The sequence below is a fragment of the Streptomyces sp. NPDC000941 genome, from assembly GCF_053599555.1.
The window spans coordinates 28,583-46,131 of the sequence record NZ_JBSFMM010000007.1 but is presented as its reverse complement, the minus strand read 5'-3'; the positions used below and the strand labels follow the sequence as shown (position 1 = coordinate 46,131).

Annotated in this window: 18 protein-coding genes and 1 tRNA gene; 11 read left to right on the top strand and 8 right to left on the bottom strand. The window is 70.2% G+C overall.

Features of this window, described 5'->3' with window-relative positions:
* Nucleotides 1-13 precede the first annotated feature (13 nt).
* The 4 genes from ACWDSL_RS04475 (at nt 14) to ACWDSL_RS04460 (ending at nt 3,095) form a co-directional block, all read left to right on the top strand.
* A complete protein-coding gene (locus tag ACWDSL_RS04475; RefSeq protein ID WP_089512412.1) occupies nt 14-793 on the top strand; it encodes an HAD-IIA family hydrolase in 780 nt (259 codons plus the stop codon).
* Nucleotides 794-918: 125 nt separating this feature from the next.
* Nucleotides 919-1,212 (top strand): hypothetical protein, encoded by a 294-nt coding sequence (locus ACWDSL_RS04470; protein ID WP_450481623.1) that lies wholly within the window; start codon nt 919-921, stop codon nt 1,210-1,212.
* Nucleotides 1,213-1,217: 5 nt separating this feature from the next.
* Nucleotides 1,218-1,862, top strand: coding sequence for a class F sortase (locus ACWDSL_RS04465; protein WP_450481621.1), 645 nt, complete (start codon nt 1,218-1,220; stop codon nt 1,860-1,862).
* A 177-nt stretch (nt 1,863-2,039) separates the two neighbouring features.
* A complete protein-coding gene (locus tag ACWDSL_RS04460; protein ID WP_450481619.1) occupies nt 2,040-3,095 on the top strand; it encodes a glycoside hydrolase family 6 protein in 1,056 nt (351 codons plus the stop codon).
* Nucleotides 3,096-3,148: 53 nt separating this feature from the next.
* Here the strand turns inward: ACWDSL_RS04460 and ACWDSL_RS04455 are convergent, their stop codons facing one another.
* The 4 genes from ACWDSL_RS04455 to ACWDSL_RS04440 all read right to left on the bottom strand — a co-directional run bounded on the left by ACWDSL_RS04455 (nt 3,149) and on the right by ACWDSL_RS04440 (nt 8,074).
* On the bottom strand, nt 3,149-5,116 hold the full coding sequence (locus ACWDSL_RS04455; protein WP_450481617.1) for a galactose oxidase-like domain-containing protein: 1,968 nt from the start codon (nt 5,114-5,116) through the stop codon (nt 3,149-3,151).
* A 3-nt stretch (nt 5,117-5,119) separates the two neighbouring features.
* On the bottom strand, nt 5,120-6,928 hold the full coding sequence (locus tag ACWDSL_RS04450; protein WP_450481615.1) for a glycosyltransferase family 2 protein: 1,809 nt from the start codon (nt 6,926-6,928) through the stop codon (nt 5,120-5,122).
* Nucleotides 6,929-7,210: 282 nt separating this feature from the next.
* Nucleotides 7,211-7,891, bottom strand: a complete 681-nt coding sequence (locus tag ACWDSL_RS04445) for a FadR/GntR family transcriptional regulator (protein WP_450481614.1) — start codon at nt 7,889-7,891, stop codon at nt 7,211-7,213.
* A gap of 109 nt (nt 7,892-8,000) precedes the next feature.
* Nucleotides 8,001-8,074: transfer RNA gene (locus ACWDSL_RS04440), tRNA-Lys, on the bottom strand.
* A 192-nt stretch (nt 8,075-8,266) separates the two neighbouring features.
* On the opposite strand from ACWDSL_RS04440, the gene ACWDSL_RS04435 reads away from it, so the two are divergent.
* Nucleotides 8,267-8,860: a lytic polysaccharide monooxygenase auxiliary activity family 9 protein gene (locus ACWDSL_RS04435; protein ID WP_450481612.1), complete on the top strand. Its 594-nt coding sequence runs from the start codon at nt 8,267-8,269 to the stop codon at nt 8,858-8,860.
* Between the two features lie 75 nt (nt 8,861-8,935).
* Here ACWDSL_RS04435 and ACWDSL_RS04430 read toward each other — a convergent pair whose 3' ends face one another.
* Both ACWDSL_RS04430 and ACWDSL_RS04425 read right to left on the bottom strand, forming a co-directional pair.
* Nucleotides 8,936-9,085: a DUF397 domain-containing protein gene (locus ACWDSL_RS04430; RefSeq protein ID WP_450481610.1), complete on the bottom strand. Its 150-nt coding sequence runs from the start codon at nt 9,083-9,085 to the stop codon at nt 8,936-8,938.
* A gap of 58 nt (nt 9,086-9,143) precedes the next feature.
* Nucleotides 9,144-10,079 carry a DUF5753 domain-containing protein gene (locus ACWDSL_RS04425; protein ID WP_450481608.1) on the bottom strand — a complete coding sequence of 312 codons (936 nt, stop codon included), beginning with the start codon at nt 10,077-10,079 and terminating at the stop codon, nt 9,144-9,146.
* Nucleotides 10,080-10,231: 152 nt separating this feature from the next.
* On the opposite strand from ACWDSL_RS04425, the gene ACWDSL_RS04420 reads away from it, so the two are divergent.
* The 6 genes from ACWDSL_RS04420 (at nt 10,232) to ACWDSL_RS04395 (ending at nt 15,414) form a co-directional block, all read left to right on the top strand.
* A complete protein-coding gene (locus tag ACWDSL_RS04420; protein WP_089512421.1) occupies nt 10,232-10,660 on the top strand; it encodes an ATP-binding protein in 429 nt (142 codons plus the stop codon).
* 55 nt (nt 10,661-10,715) lie between these two features.
* Nucleotides 10,716-11,171, top strand: a complete 456-nt coding sequence (locus ACWDSL_RS04415; RefSeq protein ID WP_450481605.1) for a hypothetical protein — start codon at nt 10,716-10,718, stop codon at nt 11,169-11,171.
* A 378-nt stretch (nt 11,172-11,549) separates the two neighbouring features.
* A complete protein-coding gene (locus ACWDSL_RS04410; RefSeq protein WP_450481603.1) occupies nt 11,550-12,374 on the top strand; it encodes a helix-turn-helix transcriptional regulator in 825 nt (274 codons plus the stop codon).
* A 55-nt stretch (nt 12,375-12,429) separates the two neighbouring features.
* A complete protein-coding gene (locus ACWDSL_RS04405; protein WP_450481601.1) occupies nt 12,430-13,254 on the top strand; it encodes a DNA-binding response regulator in 825 nt (274 codons plus the stop codon).
* Between the two features lie 545 nt (nt 13,255-13,799).
* On the top strand, nt 13,800-14,333 hold the full coding sequence (locus tag ACWDSL_RS04400) for an ABC transporter permease (RefSeq protein ID WP_450481752.1): 534 nt from the start codon (nt 13,800-13,802) through the stop codon (nt 14,331-14,333).
* 31 nt (nt 14,334-14,364) lie between these two features.
* Nucleotides 14,365-15,414 (top strand): ABC transporter substrate-binding protein, encoded by a 1,050-nt coding sequence (locus ACWDSL_RS04395; RefSeq protein ID WP_450481599.1) that lies wholly within the window; start codon nt 14,365-14,367, stop codon nt 15,412-15,414.
* A 42-nt stretch (nt 15,415-15,456) separates the two neighbouring features.
* Here ACWDSL_RS04395 and ACWDSL_RS04390 read toward each other — a convergent pair whose 3' ends face one another.
* Together ACWDSL_RS04390 and ACWDSL_RS04385 are read right to left on the bottom strand one after the other, a co-directional pair.
* On the bottom strand, nt 15,457-16,719 hold the full coding sequence (locus ACWDSL_RS04390) for an MFS transporter (protein ID WP_450481597.1): 1,263 nt from the start codon (nt 16,717-16,719) through the stop codon (nt 15,457-15,459).
* Nucleotides 16,716-17,525, bottom strand: coding sequence for an LLM class F420-dependent oxidoreductase (locus tag ACWDSL_RS04385; protein ID WP_398533213.1), 810 nt, complete (start codon nt 17,523-17,525; stop codon nt 16,716-16,718). Before ACWDSL_RS04385 ends, ACWDSL_RS04390 begins: the two co-directional genes overlap by 4 nt.
* Nucleotides 17,526-17,549: the final 24 nt, after the last annotated feature.

The following is a 17,549-nucleotide window of genomic DNA, read 5'->3' as shown; positions in this document are numbered from 1 at the left end:
AGGAGAGTCCGCAATGGCAGAGCGCAAGCCGATCGAGTCCTGGCTCACCGATATGGACGGGGTGCTGATGCACGAGGGGATCCCGGTGCCCGGGGCCGACGCCTTCATCAAGCGGCTGCGCGAGTCCGGCAAGCCCTTCCTCGTGCTCACCAACAACTCCATCTACACCCCGCGCGATCTGCACGCCCGGCTGTCCCGGATCGGCCTGGACGTGCCGGTCGCCAACATCTGGACGTCCGCGCTGGCCACCGCCAAGTTCCTGGACGACCAGCGGCCCGGCGGTACGGCGTATGTCATCGGCGAGGCGGGGTTGACCACGGCCCTGCACGACATCGGCTATGTCCTCACCGACGTCGAACCGGACTATGTGGTCCTCGGCGAGACCCGTACCTACAGCTTCGAAGCGCTGACCAAGGCCATCCGCCTGATCAACAACGGCGCCCGCTTCATCGCCACCAACCCCGACGAGACCGGGCCCTCGGCGGAGGGCGCGCTGCCCGCGACCGGCTCCGTGGCCGCGCTGATCACCAAGGCGACGGGGGCCGAGCCGTACTTCGTCGGCAAGCCGAACCCGCTGATGATGCGCGCCGGGCTGAACGCGATCGGGGCGCACTCCGAGACCAGCGCGATGATCGGCGACCGGATGGACACCGATGTGCTGGCCGGTCTCGAGGCGGGCATGGAGACCTTCCTGGTGCTCACCGGGGTCACTCAGATCGGAGAGGTCGACCGGCACCCGTTCCGGCCGTCGACGGTCGTGAACTCCATCGCGGACCTGGTCGAGCGGGTGTGACGCCAACCGGAACAATCTGACGCGTACGGACTGACCCGGACTGACCCGTACGGAGCAGCCGGGGGCCGCAGCGGATGCGGCTCCCGGCGGCGCGCGTGAGCCTCGGTGGTGTCAGGAGGTTCACCATGCGTTCGCTCGCCCTCACGCTCCGTATGGCCGCCTGTGCGGCGGCGGTGGTCATGGCCATCGCCGGACCCGCCGCCGCGGACCAGGAGGACAACGCCCCCGCCCACCCGGCCCACCCGGCTCACCCCGCCCACCACGCCCATCCGGGCATCGCCCCGGCCGATGACGCGGCGCGCCAGGACTTCGGCGGGGCCGAGGCGTACGGTCTGGTGCTCTCCGGGGGCACGGCGCTGGCCGTCGCCGGGCTGGCGGTGCACCGCCGCCGTCGCCCGGTCGCAGTGGCATCGGGCTGACGGCGGTGTACGGGAAGGGCTTCGGCCGGGTCGGCCGGCCGGTCGCGGGGGTGGCCTGGGCGGCGCTGCTGCTCGGGCTGTGGCTGTGGGGCCATGACACCGCGGAGGGTCTGGGCGGTGTGGTGCCGGTGACGGGAGACGTTGCGGCCGTGGGGCGCCCGCCCGCGCATCCGCTGCCGCCGTCCCGGGAACCGCTGCCGTCCGTACGGGCGCGGCGCGTCGTCGTCGCGTCGGCAGGGATCGCGGGGCGGGTCGGTGAGCCGGTCCGTGGCCGGAGCTGGAGCCGGCGAATGGGCCGGGGCGCGGACTGGTACGGCGTGGGGGTGCGGCCGGGGGCCGCGGGTACGGCGGTGCTGATCGGGCCCGCCGACGCTGGTGTCGTCCGCCGCCTGGGCGGGGTCAGACGCGGGGACGCGGTGCGGGTGTCGCGGGCGGACGGGACGGTGGCCGAATTCACGGTCGAGGGCGTCGAGATGGTCATGGCCGGGCGGTACGACGCGCGGCGGGTGTTCGGGGCGCGGGCTCGGGGCCGGGCGGAGCTGCGGCTGGTCGCGAGGGACGGAATCCAGGGAGAGCACGGGGCGCGCGGGGCGTACGCGGCGCCTGGTGCGCGCGTGGTGGTGTCGGCGTATCTGACGGGGATTCGGTAGGCGTGCGCGCCCCGGCGCGGCTCAGGGCACGCACCACGCCGTACGGGCGAAATCGCGCAAAGGGCTGTGGACAACCCTGTGGGGGTCGGTGTGGTGTGTAAGCATGGATTCGACCGGTCTTGTCCTACCCGGGGGCCTGAGGGGTGCCTCCCGGAGCGTGCACCCAAGGGGGAGTGGATGTACGGGAGTTACACCGGCCGTCGGCGCAGGGCTGTCCATGTGCGGGCCGCGGTGGGGGCGCTGCTGTCGCTGCTGTTGCTTGTGACGCTCTCCGGCTGCTTCGGCTCGTCGTCCTCCGACAGCGAGGAGGAGTCGATCGCGGCCGCCAAGCCCGCGCAGCGGCCCAGGAATATCGTGCCGTACTGGGTGAATCCCGACGGCAGTGCGGCGCGGCAGGTCGCCGCGTACCGCAGGAAGGGGGCGGACGCCGAGGCGAGGCTGATAGGGCGGATCGCGGCGCAGCCGGTCGCGGAGTGGCTGGGGGTGGACGATCCGGAGGGCCAGGCGCGCGGGTTCACCGAGGCCGCCGCCCGGGAGGAGCGCGATGCGCTGCTGGTCTTCTACAACATCCCGCACCGCGACTGCGGACACTATTCGAAGGGCGGCGCCGCCGACGGCAATACGTACCGCGCCTGGCTGGACAAGGCGGTCAGGGGTATCGGCGACCGGGCCGCCACGGTCATCCTGGAGCCGGACGCGCTGCCTCACGCGGTGGACGGCTGCACGCCCAAGAAGTTCCTCGAGGAGCGCTATGACCTGCTGACCGGGGCCGTGGACAAGCTCAAGGGGCTGCCCCACACCAAGGTCTATCTGGACGCCGGGAATCCGCACTGGATCAAGGACCCGCGCCGGATGGCCGAGCCGCTGAGGCGGGCGGGGCTGAAGAAGGCCGACGGCTTCGCGCTCAACATCGCCAATTACCAGACCACCGAGGACAACAAGATATACGGCAAGAAGCTCTCCGCCCTGGTCGGCGGCAAGCCCTTCGTGATCGACACCAGCCGTAATGGCAACGGCCCGGTGCCGGGCAAGGAGGACCCCGAGGCATGGTGCAACCCCAAGGGGCGGGCGCTGGGCGAGACGCCGACGGTCCGCACGGGCGACGGCGCGGTTGCCGCGTATCTGTGGATCAAGCGTCCGGGCGAGTCGGACGGCACCTGCAAGGGCGGCCCCGAGGCCGGCCGGTGGTGGCCGCGGTACGCGCTCGACCTCGCCCGTAACGTCAAGCGGTAACACGAAGCAGTAACGCCAAGCAGTAACGCCGAACAGCCCGGATAGCCGACCGGTCAGCGCTTGGAGGCGCCCGCGGTAGCTGCGGACGGGGGTACCTCCACCCAGGCCGCCTTCGACGGGGTGCCCTCGTCGTCCACCACTGTGAGCATGTACCACCCCGGCGGGACCAGCGACGGGTCCTTCGGGATCCGGACGGTGACGCTGTCCCGGCCGGCGACGAAGTCCAGCGCGATCGACCGCTGTTCGACGTTGGTCACATGGGTGAAGGCCCCCGGGCGGATCAGCCGCACCCGCTCGATGGCCGGTGCGTGCGGGGTCCGGTAGGTGGCCTTCGCCCCGTGCTTGACGGTCCGCGGCGCGGTGTCGACCAGCGTGGGCCGCGCGTCGCGGAACAGATACGGCGGGGTGTACAGGTCGATCTGCTGCTGGAACGTCCCCGGCTTGGTGTTGGCGGAGTCGCCGAACAGTGAGTCGGAGCCGAAGGTCATCACCCGGCCGTCGGGCAGCAGCAGCGCCCCGGAGTGGTAGTTGCGGCCCACCAGCGGGTCGGCCACGCTGCGCACGGTGTTGGTCTTGGGGTCGTAGACCTCGGCCCGCAGCACATCGCTGCCGTCGCGCCCGCGGTAGTCGCCCGAGCCGTTGGTGGTCAGCAGCGTGTCGTCCGGGAGGATGACGCTGCTGGGGTAGCGGACCTCGGAGTACAGCTTCGGCCCGTCGTGGAAGCGCGGCCGTGCCTTGTGCAGATCGACGATCCGGGTCTTCGCGGTGGCCCTGGGGTCCTCGCCGACCCCACCGCCGCCGAGCACCATGTACCGCTGCTCCTGGGCCGGTGGCAGCAGCACGGACATCGACGTCTCCAGGATGTCCGGGTCGCTCATACCGGGCACGGCCTTGAACGCATTGGTCTTCAGATCCCAGATGCCGGGGGTGCGGCCCACGTTGTCCGGGCCGTAGCCGGCGTTGGAGCCGGTGTAGAAGATCTTGCCGCCTTCGGCGAGGAAGAGTGCGGGGTACGTGGGGAAGAACCGCTTCTTGGGCAGGTACTTCCACTTCTTGGTCCGGGGGTCGTAGGTCTCGTTCTTCCCCGGTACGACCTGGCCGATCTCGTCCAGACCGGAGACCGACAGCACCCGGCCGTCCTGGAGGGTGGTCAGGGTCGGGTACCAGCGGGCCTCGTGCATCGGGTCGACGGGGACATAGCGCTCGGCGACCGGGTCGAACTCGTAGGCGGTCTTGATGCCCTGGAAGTCCTTCTTGTCGAAGGACAGCTTCTGCGCGATGCCGTAGAAGTTCCGCCGGTCCTTGCCCTCCAGCCCCTCGATCCGGTAGTTGTCCTGGGTCCCGGTCTGGTACCGCTTCCCCTTGCGCAGCGCCTCCACATAGACCCGGGCGGTGCTGGCGGTCACGGTGACCTTGCCGGACTTGCGGTTCTTGGCCTTCTTGGCGCGCGGGACCAGCACCGGGTCCTTGGACTCGAAGACCTTGCCGTTCTCCTTGCCGGTGAAGCGGGTGCCCGCCGGGAACGTCCTCGGCTTGTCCGGGTCCTCGTTGTGGACAAACATCAGGCCGCCGGCCTTCTCCACATCGCCCTTGAGCTTTTCGTACCGCTGAGTGCCGCCCGCCACCAGCAGTTTTCCGTCCGGCAGCTGGGAGTGTCCGGCGCAGAAGAGGTCCTGGGGGGTGGGGATGTTCCGATAGGTGTTCTTCACCGGGTCCCACAGGACGCTCCGGAAGGACTTGGCGGCGAAGTTCTTCGCGTTGTTCCCGGAGCCGGCGACCAGCAGCACCTTGCCGGTATGCAGCAGGGCGGCGTGGATCGTGTTGATCCGGTACTCCTCGGGGACGTTCACCACATCCCAGTGGCCGTTCCTGACCTTGTACTCCGGCTGGTTGATCTTGTACTTGTGGTACTTGTCCGAGCTGAAGCGGTAGAGGGCCGGTCCGTTCATTCCGGCCAGCATGAGCACAGCCGCCGCACCGATCCCGAAGCGGCGGGTGCGGCGACTCGGTCGGTACTTCACGTTCTATCGTCCCCCAAGGGATGGATCGGCGGTCTGCTTCTCGGTCCGTTTCTGCTGGCGGAGGGTCCACCGCCAGGCGATGATCGGCGCGGCCGTGACAGCCAGGGCAAGTGATGCCCAAACGGTCATCGCTGGATGACTGTGGTCGAAATAGAAGGAAGAGGCGAGCGACCCGCCGAAGACCGCCAGGAAGAAAAGGTGAATCCGGAAGGTGCCGAAGAGCGTGTCGGGGCTCGCCGAGTCGCCCTTGGGTGTCACCACGAACCTGCTCTTACGGCGCAGTACGGCGTCCATCAGCGAACGGGCGTAGATCGGCGCGGCGAGGGCGGACATCACCATGCCGGCCACACCGCCGGACCCCTCCGGTTCGTGCGGCGAGACGTTGTGCCGCCGGTTCCAGATGTACAGACCGATCTGCAGGGCCGAGGCGTTGCCGTAGAGCATCATCCAGATGGCGGGGTCGATCTGGAGCCCCGAGGCGCCGAAGCCGAGGAAGAGCGCGCAGCTGAGGGCGGCGAGAATCCAGTTGAGCGCCGACGCCGGATAGAAGATCACCATCAGCGTGTAGTTGAAGAGCTTGCCCGGCGGCAGGGTGAACGGCGCCTTCCAGAACTGCTTGAGCAGCGTCTCGTAGGTGCCCCGGGACCAGCGCAGCTGCTGGGTGAAGAAGTCGGTCCAGGCGCCCGGGCCCTCGCCGACCGCGAGCACGTCGGGGGTGTAGACGGAGCGCCACTTGCGGCCGGTGGCGGGGTTGCGGTGGCGGTGCAGCTCGAAGCCGGTGGCCATGTCCTCGGTGATCGAGTCGTACAGCCCGCCGATGCCCTTGAGGGCGCTGATCCGTACGGCGTTGTTGGTGCCGACGAACATGGGGCCGCCATAGGCGTTCCCCGCGCGCTGGATGAGGGCGTGGAAGAGGAACTGCTGGCTCTCGGCGGCCTTGGTGACGACCGCGTCGTAGTTGCCGTAGACCTGCGGGCCGACGACGAAGGCGACGTCCGGGTCGCGGAAGTAGCCGAGCATCCGCTCCAGGTAGTTGGGGAGCGGGACGTGGTCGGTGTCGACGGAGGCGAAGTAGTCGTATGCGTCGCCGTGGGCGTCCAGCCAGGCGTTGTAGTTGCCGTGCTTGGTCCTGGCGCGGTGCGGGCCCTTGGGTCGGTTCCACTTCTCGACGCCCTTGCGGGTGAAGTGGCGTACGTCCAGGCGCGCGCAGACCGCCCTCACCGCCGGGTCGTCGCCCTCGTCGAGGAGCCAGACGTGCAGCGTGCCGCGGTGGCGCACCCGCACCGCCGCCTCCAGGGTCCGGGTCACCATCTCCAGCGGCTCCTTGCCGGGCACGAAGGAGGTGAGGAAGGCGACCTTGGTGCCGGTCTCGGGCACCACCGGGACCGGGTCGCGGGCGACGAGGGTGGCATGCGCGTTGGACAGCACATTGAGCGTGCGGAACAGCTCGATCAGCCCGATGGAGACCAGCATCACGGTGTCCATGGCGGCCATGACCGGGCCGACGCCCTCCCGGCTGGTCCAGTGGGCGGGCTGCATCAGCCACAGCAGCAGCCCCAGCGAGAGCAGGGGCGCGGCGCCGAGCAGCAGCGCGGCGCGGATGCGGTGCGGTTCGTCGGCCAGCAGCCCGCGGTAGCGCACCCGGTACGGTTTGGCTGAATTTCCGGCGCTTTCGGAATCCGGTCGGCTGAGCGGGCCGGCGAGCCGGCTGTAGTGCTCGTAGTCGTACTTCGGCAGCGGCGGCCGGGGCCGGTGCCGTGGCGGTTCGCTCTGGTGCTGTCGTGGGATGCGCGCGCTGGTCGTCGACGCCATGAGTCATTCCCCCCGCACGCGGAAGCCGGCCGCGTGCTGAAGCCCGTTCGTCGTGTGCTCTCCCCCGAAACGGCCCCCCTCGGCCGTACGGGCACATTAGTGGAGACAACCGGCGATGCGGACATGGAACGGCCGCCTCGTGAAGCGCAACAGCGAGAACCGGACCTTTCCGGCGGGGAGGGGGGAATCGGCCGCGGCGCGAGGCGGGAGGCGGCGCGAGGCGGGAAGGCGGGGCGAGGCGGGAAGGCGGGGCTCAGGCCGGTTGTGGTGCGGGGCGCCGGGTCATTCCTGGTGAGGGGAGCGCAGCCGCTCCCGGATGTTGCCGAAGTGATCGCGGACGGCGGCCTCGGCCCGTACGACATCGCCGGTGCGGACCGCCTCCAGGATCTCCCGGTGCTGTCGGCAGGTGACCTTGGGGTCGGTGTGCAGATCCACCAGATCGGTGCGCACCCGGTGGAAGGCGTCCCAGAACGCCTCCAGCATCTCGCTGAGCAGCAGACTGTCCAGCCCGCGGTGGAGGGCGGCGTGGAAGGCCCGGTCGGTGTCCGCGCGTACGGCGCCCTCGGCGGCCTCCGCCTCCATCCGCTCGACCAGGGCGTCCAGCTCGGCCAGGTCGGCCTGGGGTATTCGTCCGGCCAGCCGTGCGATCAGCCCGGTCTCCACCGCCTCGCGCAGCTCCAGCAGCTGGAGCAGGCTGTCCTCGCCGCGGTAGTGGCCGGCGACGGTGCGGAAGATCAACCCCTCGATCATCGGGCCCATCGACATGGGTCCGACGTAGGTGCCGAAGCCATGGCGGATCTCCACGATGTTCATGGCCTGCAGCCCCTTGAGGGCTTCGCGCACGGAGTTGCGGCTGACGCCGAGCAGTTCCATCAGCTCGGTCTCGGTCGGCAGCGGGGCGCCGGAGGGCAGCCGCTGGTCGACGATCAGGCGCTTGATGCGCTCCTGGATGTCGCTCGCCATGCCGCGATTGTGCGCCGCCACAGCCACCTCCGATCGCGTCAGCTTACCGGGAACGCGACAGGGGCTCCTCGGCGAACCGAGAAACCCCTGGTCAGTGGCGTAAGCCAAGTGCGCCGCCAGGGACTCGAACCCCGGACCCGCTGATTAAGAGTCAGCTGCTCTAACCAACTGAGCTAGCGGCGCCTGCTGACGGATGAATCCTACCCGACCTGGAGGGGTGCTCCGGGCGGCGCGCTTCATCGCGCTTCATTGGTATGGACATCTCCCATATTTGGTATGGACATGACCAAGAAATCGCGGTTACTCTGCGACTTGGTCTAGACCGCACTTGCACTCGGCTCGCCGAAGCACTCCCCACGTCTTCAGGAGCGAAGCATGCGCAAGAAGATCAGCGCCGCTGTGATCGGCATCGGGCTCGTGGCGGTCTCCGTTCTCACCACCGGCGGCAGCGCCTCCAGCCACGCCTACACCGACTCGCCCATCAGCCGCCAGAAGCTGTGTGCCAACGGCACCGTCACCAACTGCGGCGACATCCAGTACGAACCGCAGAGCGTCGAGGGCCCCAAGGGCTTCCCGTCCGGCGGTCCGGCCGACGGCACGATCTGCGCGGGTGGCAACAGCCGGTTCTCCCAGCTGGACGACCCGCGCGGCGGCCAGTGGCCGACCACCAAGCTCACCGCCGGGCAGAGCTACACCTTCACCTGGCGCTTCACCGCCTCGCACGCCACGACGGACTTCAAGTACTTCATCACCAAGAACGGCTGGAACCCCAACTCGAAGCTCACCCGCGCGAGCCTGGACTCCACGCCGTTCCTGACCGTCCCGTACAACGGCCAGCGGCCACCGTCCACGCTCTCCCACTCGGGCACCATCCCGAGCGGGAAGACCGGCAGGCATCTGATCCTCGCCGTGTGGACCGTCGCCGACACCTCGAACGCCTTCTATGCCTGCTCGGACGTGCAGTTCTGACCCCTTTTTCGGGGGCTCGGTTCGCCGACCGAACGGCACGGGGCCCGGCCCGTCAGGACCGGGCCCCGCGTCATCTCAGGCGTCGTATAAGCCCGCCTTCACGCCGCGTACGAAAGCGGACCAGACGGCCGGGGCGGCGCCCAGGACCGCGTCCGGGTCGTCGCTTTCGCGCAGTCGGACCAGGCCGCCCCACGCGGCGACCTCGACACACTGGCCCTCGCCCACGGAGTGCGAGGACTTGCGCCAGCGCGGGCGCGGGGACGGGGATGGGTTCGGGGACAGGTCATGCGGGTTCTCGGGCACTCTTGAGGTGTTCACGGTGTGGGGCCCTCTTTCCTAAGAGACCGGCGATGAGGGCCTTCGTCTCCTCCGTCGACAGCGCGCTGTCGACGATGTGGTCGAAGGCGTCGGCGAAGACGTTGACGTCGTCGACTCCTTCGACGTAAATGGGGCCGCGCAGGTTCTCCTGGGTGACCACGTCCGGCATCGGACCGGGAAACCCGACGATCGTGAAGGCGCCCGCGTCCCCGGGGTTGGGCGCCGCGTCGATCGGCATCACCTGCAGCGTGACCGTGGGCCAGTCCGCGACGTCGAGCAGTCGCCGCAACTGCTCGTCCATGATGGCCGGGCGGCCGGAGAAACGCCGGTGGAGGGCGGCCTCGTGGATCACCGCCCACAGCCGCAGCGGAGCGCGCGGACGGGTCAGCACCGCCTGGCGGGCCAGCCGCACCTCGGCGAGCGCCGCGACCTCCGCCTCGCTGCGCGCGACCGCGTTGGCGGCGATCGTCTCCCGGGCGTAGTCGGGCGTCTGCAGCAGCCCGGGGACGACCAGCGGGGCGAAGTCGCGGACGGATTCGGCGTCGCTCTCCAGCGAGATGTAGTCGGCGTACGCGGGGGCGACCACACCGCGGTAGGTCTGCCACCAGCCGCGTTTCCCGGCGTCCTTGGCCAGCCTCTCGAGCGCCGCGCGGACTTCGGAGTCGCTGATGGCGTAGGCCTCCAGCAGGGTGGCGACCTCCGTGGCACGGATGGTCGCGTTCGCGTTCTCTATCCGGGACAGCTTCGGGGCGCTCCAGCGGCGGGCGCCCGTACGTCCCCTTTGGGCCGCGTTCAGCGCCTGCGCGGCCGCGTCCAATGTCATCCCCGCTTCGGTACGCAGCTTCCGCAGAGTGGACCCCAGCCGCCTGCGCCGCACGGTGGGCACTGGGTGGTAGGACATGTCGCCAGTCTGACGTATCGCCAACTACAACCACCAGGCGGCATATGCCAGTCTTGCGTGAGTGGGTCGAAACATTGCGAGTAGCACGGACATGGGACAGGATCGCCTGTGCGACACGGCAGCGCGCCGTGCCTTGGAGGGCCCTGGACGACATGGCAGAGAACATCCCGCAGGGGGCACCGCCCGGCGGTAGCTGGGGGCGATACGAGCTGCGCCTGCGCGTCCATCCGCAGACACTCGCGGACGTGCGCCGCGTCGTGGGTGCGCGGCTGCGCCAGTGGGGCCGCGAGGAGTTGATCACCGCGGCGGCGATGTGTGTCACCGAACTGCTCTCCAACGTCCACAAGCACGCTGCCTCGCCCGACTGTGTGCTCACCCTCGAGAACCGCCCGTACGGCATACGGGCCTCCGTCACCGACAGCGAGTCCTCGCTGCCGGTGGTCAAGGAGCCCGACTTCCTCTCCGAGAGCGGGCGGGGGATGTTTCTGCTCAGCAAGACGGCCGACGAATGGGGCACGGACCTCAACACCACCGGGAAGACGGTCTGGTTCACGCTTCGCGCGGAATCGGTCGGTCCGTGAGCCGCCGTTCGGTAGCGTGCCGTTCGGGAGTGGTGTGCGAGCCGGGGAGGGGCCCATGGATCCGGTGACGGCGGGTGCGCTGATCGCGGCGGTCAACGCGGTGGTGTCCGGGGCCGGCGGTGAGGCGGGCCGGCGGGCGCTCGAGGCGCTCGGCGCGCTGTCCCGCAGGGTGCTCCGGCGGGACCCGTCCGATCCGGCGGCCGACCCGGGCGCGGACCCGGCGGCCGATCCGCCGGGCGGCCCGGGCGCCGATCCGGCGGGCGACGGCGAGCCCGTCGCGATTCCGTACGACGACCCGGAGCGGCTGCGCCGGCTGGCCGAGCTGCTGGTCGAACGGGCCCGCCAGGACCCCGAGTTGGGGCGCGATCTGGCGGCCTGGATGAGCCGGTACGGAACGCCGGCCCAAGAGGTCGGCACCGTCCACAATTCCATCTCGGGTGATGCGCGGATCACCGGACCGGTTATTCAAGGCCGGGATTTCCAGGGCCCGATCAGCTTCGGCTCGCAGTGACTCACCCCCGGACGGGGGTACCCGGGCGCCCGTCGGTGGCTGGCAGCAAGCGGACAGCGGCCCCGGCCGCCGGTCGCCCAGAGTGTCACGGGGGCTGCGCTGGGTGGCGTACGGGCGGCCGGGCGGCGCGGATGCATGCAACTTCCTGACATACCGCGTGTCGTTGCGCGCGCGAGGCGTTGCGGTAGGGTCTGACACGCCGTCATTTGCCTACTCTTTACCTGACTCGCTGCGTTGACGCCGTCGCTGTGTGCGAATTACTGTCGTCAATGGAATTGCATAGCGTTTTTTGCTCCAAGAAATTCTCGAACCAGGCTCGAATTTCAGAAAACAGGTCGCCTTCGCCCTGCAGGGGAAGTCATGGTTGGTCTTGCGAGAATGCCCGAGCCGTCACCCGAGCGCGGGACGGCCGGTGCCGCGGGCTCCGACCATGTGGAGCGGGCGCTGCTGGCGGCCCATGACCTGATCGAGTCCGTGGTGACCCGGCACCGGCAGGACCAGGCCCGCCAGTCGTGGGTGCGGGCCGGGCCCGGTCGGCCGTCGGCCGCCGAGGCCGCCGACCGGCTCATCGCCGGAGCCGAGCGGACCGTTGCCGTCGTGCTCTCCGGCGACCCGGAGCAGGAGGACGCCGTCTGCGCGGCGCTCGCCCGCCCGCCCCGCCCCGGCCGCGAGGGCGTCGCCGTCCGGCTGCTGTGCCTGCCGGACGCCCTGGCCGGCCCGCGGATACCCGCGCTGGTGCGCACCGACCCGCGCTGTGAGGCGCGGACGGCCGACGGGGCGTTACCCGAAACCCTGCTCGTCGACGGCCGGATCGGCTACGTACGGCCGGAGATGGGGCCGGAGCCGGGCCCGGGACTCGGCCCCGAACCCGGGCCGGAGCGGGCCGTGCCGCCGGTCTCCCTCGTGGAGGACGCGGCCACGGTGCAGGCCCTGGACCTGATGTTCGCCGGGGCGTGGGGGAACGCCGCGGCGCTCGCCGAGCCATCGCGCCCGCCCGGACGGCTGTGCACCGACACCGCGCTGCGGATCCTGGAGTGTCTGCGGGCCGGGGTCACCGACGAGGTGGCCGCCCGCGACCTCAAGGTGTCGCTGCGCACCTACCGCCGTTACGTCGCGGAGATCATGCGCGAGCTGGGGGCGCATTCCCGGTTCCAAGCGGGGGTACGGGCGGTGGAGACGGGGCTTTTGCCAAGCCGCCCCTGAAGCACTCGAGACCTGACCATGTCGCGAGGCGGGACGACGAAGCGATGACCAGACGATGACGGACCAGATGACGGAACGGATCACGGACCGGATTGCGGACCGGATCACCGAGCCGGCCCCCGCGGTCGAGGATGCCCTCGACCGCACCCTGCAAGAGGTACGCACCCTCTTACAGTCCACCGTTCACGAACACCGGGCCCGGCAGGCCAGAAGCGAGCTGTTCACCGAGGTGGGGGCGGCCGACGCGGCCTTTCTCGCCGCCGCCGAACAGGTCGTCGGCCAGGCCGTGCACAGCGTCGACGCCGCGTTCCCGGAGCCCACGGCCCGGCCGGCGGTCGACCACGCGGCCCTGCACACCCTGGTCTCGGGCCTCGGCGACGCCATTGACGTACGAGTCCTGCGGACCCGGCCGCCTGCCGACCCCGGCCCCGCGCTCGGGCCGGGCGGCGGCCTCGGGGCCCGCCCGCCGCAGATCCGGATCGCGGCGGTGGCGCTGCCCACGGCCGTGATCGCCGACGGCCGGACCGCCCTGGTGTGCGCGGACTCGGCCGACGGGCGGCAGGCATCGGTCGTGCAGGACCCGGCCGTGGTCGCCGCCCTGCACGCCATGTTCGGCAACCTCTGGCGCTCCGCCGCGCCCGCCGCCCGTCCGCTCGACTTCGGCAACCGCGCCCGCACCGAGATGGTGCGGCGGGTGCTGCGGCGGCTGGGCGACGGGGTCACGGACGAGGCCGCGGCGCGGGAGCTGGCGATCTCGGTGCGCACCTACCGCCGCTACGTCACCGGAATCCTGGAGTTACTCGAGGTGAACTCCCGTTTTCAGGCCGGGGTGCGCGCCTGTGAGCTCGGCATCCTCGACCGATTCTCCACCGGTGGATGAACCGATGGATGAACCGATGGATGAAACGGAACGATTTCCTTGTTCCCCACCACATTGTGATCCTGAGCGGGCTGGCGATAGGTTGCACGCGGGCGTGCCGGGAGATCTGGCAACCGCCGGTAATACAAGGGGATTTGGGGATGACGCAAGGGCGCGGAAGGGGTGCGACCGCCACGGCGGGCGCGCGTGGCGGACCGGGAACGGAACCGTCGCATTCACCCCGGCCCGGACAGGTACGAAAGTCCGGGAAGAACAGCGGAAAAGCATCGCACGCGGGTCGCTCGAGTCAAAGCCCCAAGGGGGTACACGGCCGCCGAGTTCGCGGGAACATGGCCGGATCCGCGACCCGAGGAGTGCTGCCGCCGCTCGTATTCGGGGTGGCCCTGCTCATCGTCTGGGATCTTGCCATCCGTATCGGCGCCGTGGACACGTTCTACCTTCCGGCGCCGTACGACCTGGCGAAACATTTCGTCGACGAGGTCCTGCACGGCGATCTGCGCGACTACACCAAGGAGACGGTGTGGGAGGCGCTGGCGGGCAGCGGCATGGGGCTCGGAGTCGCCCTGCCGCTCGGCTACCTCATTGCTCGCAGCGACCTCGCGGCCTCGGCCCTCCAGCCGTATGTGGCCGCTTCGCAGGCGGTGCCCGCGGTGGCCCTGGCCCCGCTGTTCGCGCTGTGGCTCGGCTATGGGCTGCTGCCCATCGCCGTGCTGTGCGCGCTGCTGGTCTTCTTCCCCATCCTGATGAACACCGTGCTGGGCTTGCGCTCGCTGGACCCCGATGTGATGGGGGCCGCGCGCGTGGACGGCGTGGGGTGGTGGGGGATGCTGTGGTACATCGAGTTTCCGCTCGCGCTGCCCAGCATCCTCACGGGGGTGCGCAATGGCTTCACCCTGTCCATCACCGGTGCGGTGGTCGGCGAGTTCGTCATGGGCGGCGAGGGGCTCGGCCAGCTCCTCTCGGTCCAGCGACAGGAGGCCGACACCATTGGGCTGTTCTCGACGCTCGTCATGCTCGCACTTCTCGCCGCCGGCTTCTATGGCGTCATTCGCCTGGTCGAGCGGCTCGTACAGCGCTGACTGACATCTTCCACTCATTGAGGAGAAGTACGTGCGTTTGGTAAGGACGTCCACCAGGCACGCCCTGAGACTCCGGGTCACGGGGGCGGCTCTCGCGTCGGTGGTGGCGGCGGCCACCCTGACCTCATGCGCCGAGAAGCCGAAGGACGCGGGGGGCAAGAGCGGAGACAAGATCACGGTCGGGCTGACGTACACGCCCAACATCCAGTTCGCCCCGTTCTATGTGGCGGCCGAGAAGGGGTACTACGACGACGCCGGGCTGAACGTCAAGCTGCGTCACCACGGCGCCGCGGAAGACCTCTTCGGAGCCCTGAAGTCGGGCAATGAAGATGTCATCTACGCGGGCGGGGACGAGATGCTGCAGGCCCGCTCTCAGAATCTCCCCCTGGTAGACATCGCCACCTTTTACCAGAAATACCCGGTGGGTCTGATCGTCCCCAAGGATTCCGACATCAAGAAGCCTTCGGACCTGAAGGGCCGTACGCTCGGCACCCCCGGTCCCTATGGCGAGACCTATTTCGGTCTGCTGGCCCTGCTGAAGGAAGGCGGGCTCTCCACCAAGGACGCCAAGGTGAAGAACATCGGCTTCACCCAGCAGGCGGCGCTGACCGGCAAAAAGGTCGAGGGTGTCATGGGCTACCTCAACAATGACGCCATTGCCTTCCAGGAGGCCGGCAAGGAGGTCCGCTCCCTGACGCTCGACGGGGGCGCCGAGGGCGATCCGCTGGTCGGGGTGGGAATCGGCGTCAAGGAAAAGACGCTGGACAAGCGCGGCGACGAGATGAAGAAGTTCGTCGACGCCACCCTGCGCGGTCTCCAGTACGCCATCGACAAACCCGAGGACACCGTCAAGCTCAGCCAGAAGTACGTCCCCGGTCTCGGCGACGAGAAGCGGCAGAAGAACGCGCTCGCGGTGCTCAAGGCCACCACGCCCATGATGCAGAACGACGCGGGTGAGCTGGGCACCAACGACGCCCAGAGCTGGAGCCGTATGGCCGACTTCATGTACGACCAGGGCCTGCTGGAGAAGACGGTCACGCCTGAGGACGCGTACTCCAACGACTATCTGCCCAAGTCGTAGCCGGCAGTCGTAGTCAGTCCCGCCCGGCCGGGCGGCGGGGGCTCACGCACCCGCCGCCCGGTCCCGGGCCGCCCGGCGGTGCAGCGCGCCGGCCACCGCGAACGCCGCGAGCGCGCCGACCGCGAGCGCGACCCAGCTGCCCGTCGCCGAGGTGTGCACGATCACGAACAGCCCGATCGGCGGCCCGGAGGCCGTGCCGAGGTTCCACGCCAGCGACGCCAGGGCGCTCGCCCGGCCCACGGCCGTCTCCCCGGACCAGCGCAGCAGCAGCGGATAGAACGCCGAGGAATACATCAGCTCGCCCGCCGCGAAGACCACCGCGAAGGCCAGCAGCAGCCCGTACCGCAGCAGCGACGAGGCGGCGTCCCCGGCGAGCACCGCGCCGAGCCCGCAGCAGAACGCCGCCACCCACAGCACCGGACCGGCGGCCAGCGCGACCGTCTCCGGCAGCCGCTCCAGCCGCCGTCGCAGCAGCGGCTGCAGCGCCACCAGTGCGAACGAGTTGGCCGCCACCACCACCGACACCCACCCCAGCGTGATGCCCATGTGGTCGTGGAGCAGCAGCGGCACCGTCGCCTCGATCTGGGTGAAGCCGACGATCGCGAACAGCGCCTGGGCCAGCACCAGCAACGCCATCGGACGGGCGCGCAGCAGCGTACGGTACGTAGGACCGCCGCCCCGCTCGCCCTCTTCTTCCCGCACCTGGGCGGATTCCCTCGGCCGCATGGCCCAGATGGCCACCAGCAGCGGTAGCGCGGCCGCCGCGTTGGCCACGTACAGCCAGCGCAGCGTCCCGACGGGAGCCTCGGCCCCGCGCAGCGCCAGCCCGGCGACGACCGACCCCGCCCCGATCCCCACGTTGTTCACGATGTGCCGGACCGAGAAGGCCGTACGGCGCCCGCTCTCCGGGACGGCGGCGTCCACGACGCCCACGATCGAGGCGTAGAACAGCCCGAAGCCCACCCCGACGCACGCGCCCGAGAACAGGACCGGCACCACCGCGTCGACCGGGGCCAGCATTCCGTACCCGACCGCGAGCGCCGCGGCCCCCAGCGCCCCCACCCGGTGCGGCCCCGCCCGGTCCGCGAGCGGCCCGCCGAGCAGGGCGGCGGCGAAGCTGGCCGCCGCCATGGCGATGAAGTAGCCGCCGGCGGCCCGGGAGCCGAGCCCGAGCAGTTCGCTGATGTAGATGGAGGTGAACGGGAAGCACAGGCCGTTGCCCAGGGTGGACAGCAGCAGACAGCCCATGAGCAGGCGAAAGCGCCGCCCCAGGACCTCGCGGGGCGGCGCTGCGCCAGCCGTCAAGAAGCCCGCCCGGCGCCCAGCGCCTCGCGCACCTTGAGCAGTTCCTCCACCTGGCGCAGGTCGTACGGCGCGGCCAGGGACAGCACCACATGGACCGCACCGGCCTCGGCGAAGCCCTCCACGAGCGGCAGCTGGTCCGGGTTGACCATGACCGTACGGGCCACCTCGCCCGGGTCGCGGCCGACGCGCTCGCACCACTGGTCCAGCACGCCGTTCAGCTCGCGGAAGTCGGCGACCGGGTCCTCGGAGGCCCAGCCGTACCAGTTCCACCAGTCCGCCTCGCGGGCCACCAGCTCCAGGGTGCGCCGCCGCCCGGCCCCGCCGATCAGCAGCGGAAGCGGCCCCGCGGGGCCGGGGTTGAGCTTCCCCAGCCGCTCCTTGATCGCCGCGATGGCCGCGGCGAACGCGTCCACGCGCTCGGCCGGGCCCGGGAACGGGATGCCGTACTCCGTGTGCTCCGCCTCGAACCACCCCGCCCCGAGCCCCAGCACCAGCCGCCCGCCGCTGAGCTGGTCGACGGTGCGGGCCATGTCGGCGAGCACATGCGGATTGCGGAACGCGGTGCAGCTGACGAGCGGGCCGATGGTGGCCCGGCTGGTCTCGACGGCCATCGCGGACAGCAGCGACCAGCACTCGAAGTGGTTCCCGGCCGGGTCGCCGTGGTGCGGCAGGAAGTGGTCCCAGGTCCAGATCGAGTCGACGCCGAGCGCGTCGGCCTCGCGCCAGGCGGTGCGGAGCTGGTCGAGCTCGGTGTGCTGGGGGTGCAGCTGCACGCCGACGCGCAGGGTGTTCTCGTGCGGGGGCACAGTGGTCCTCTCGATAGTGGTGGG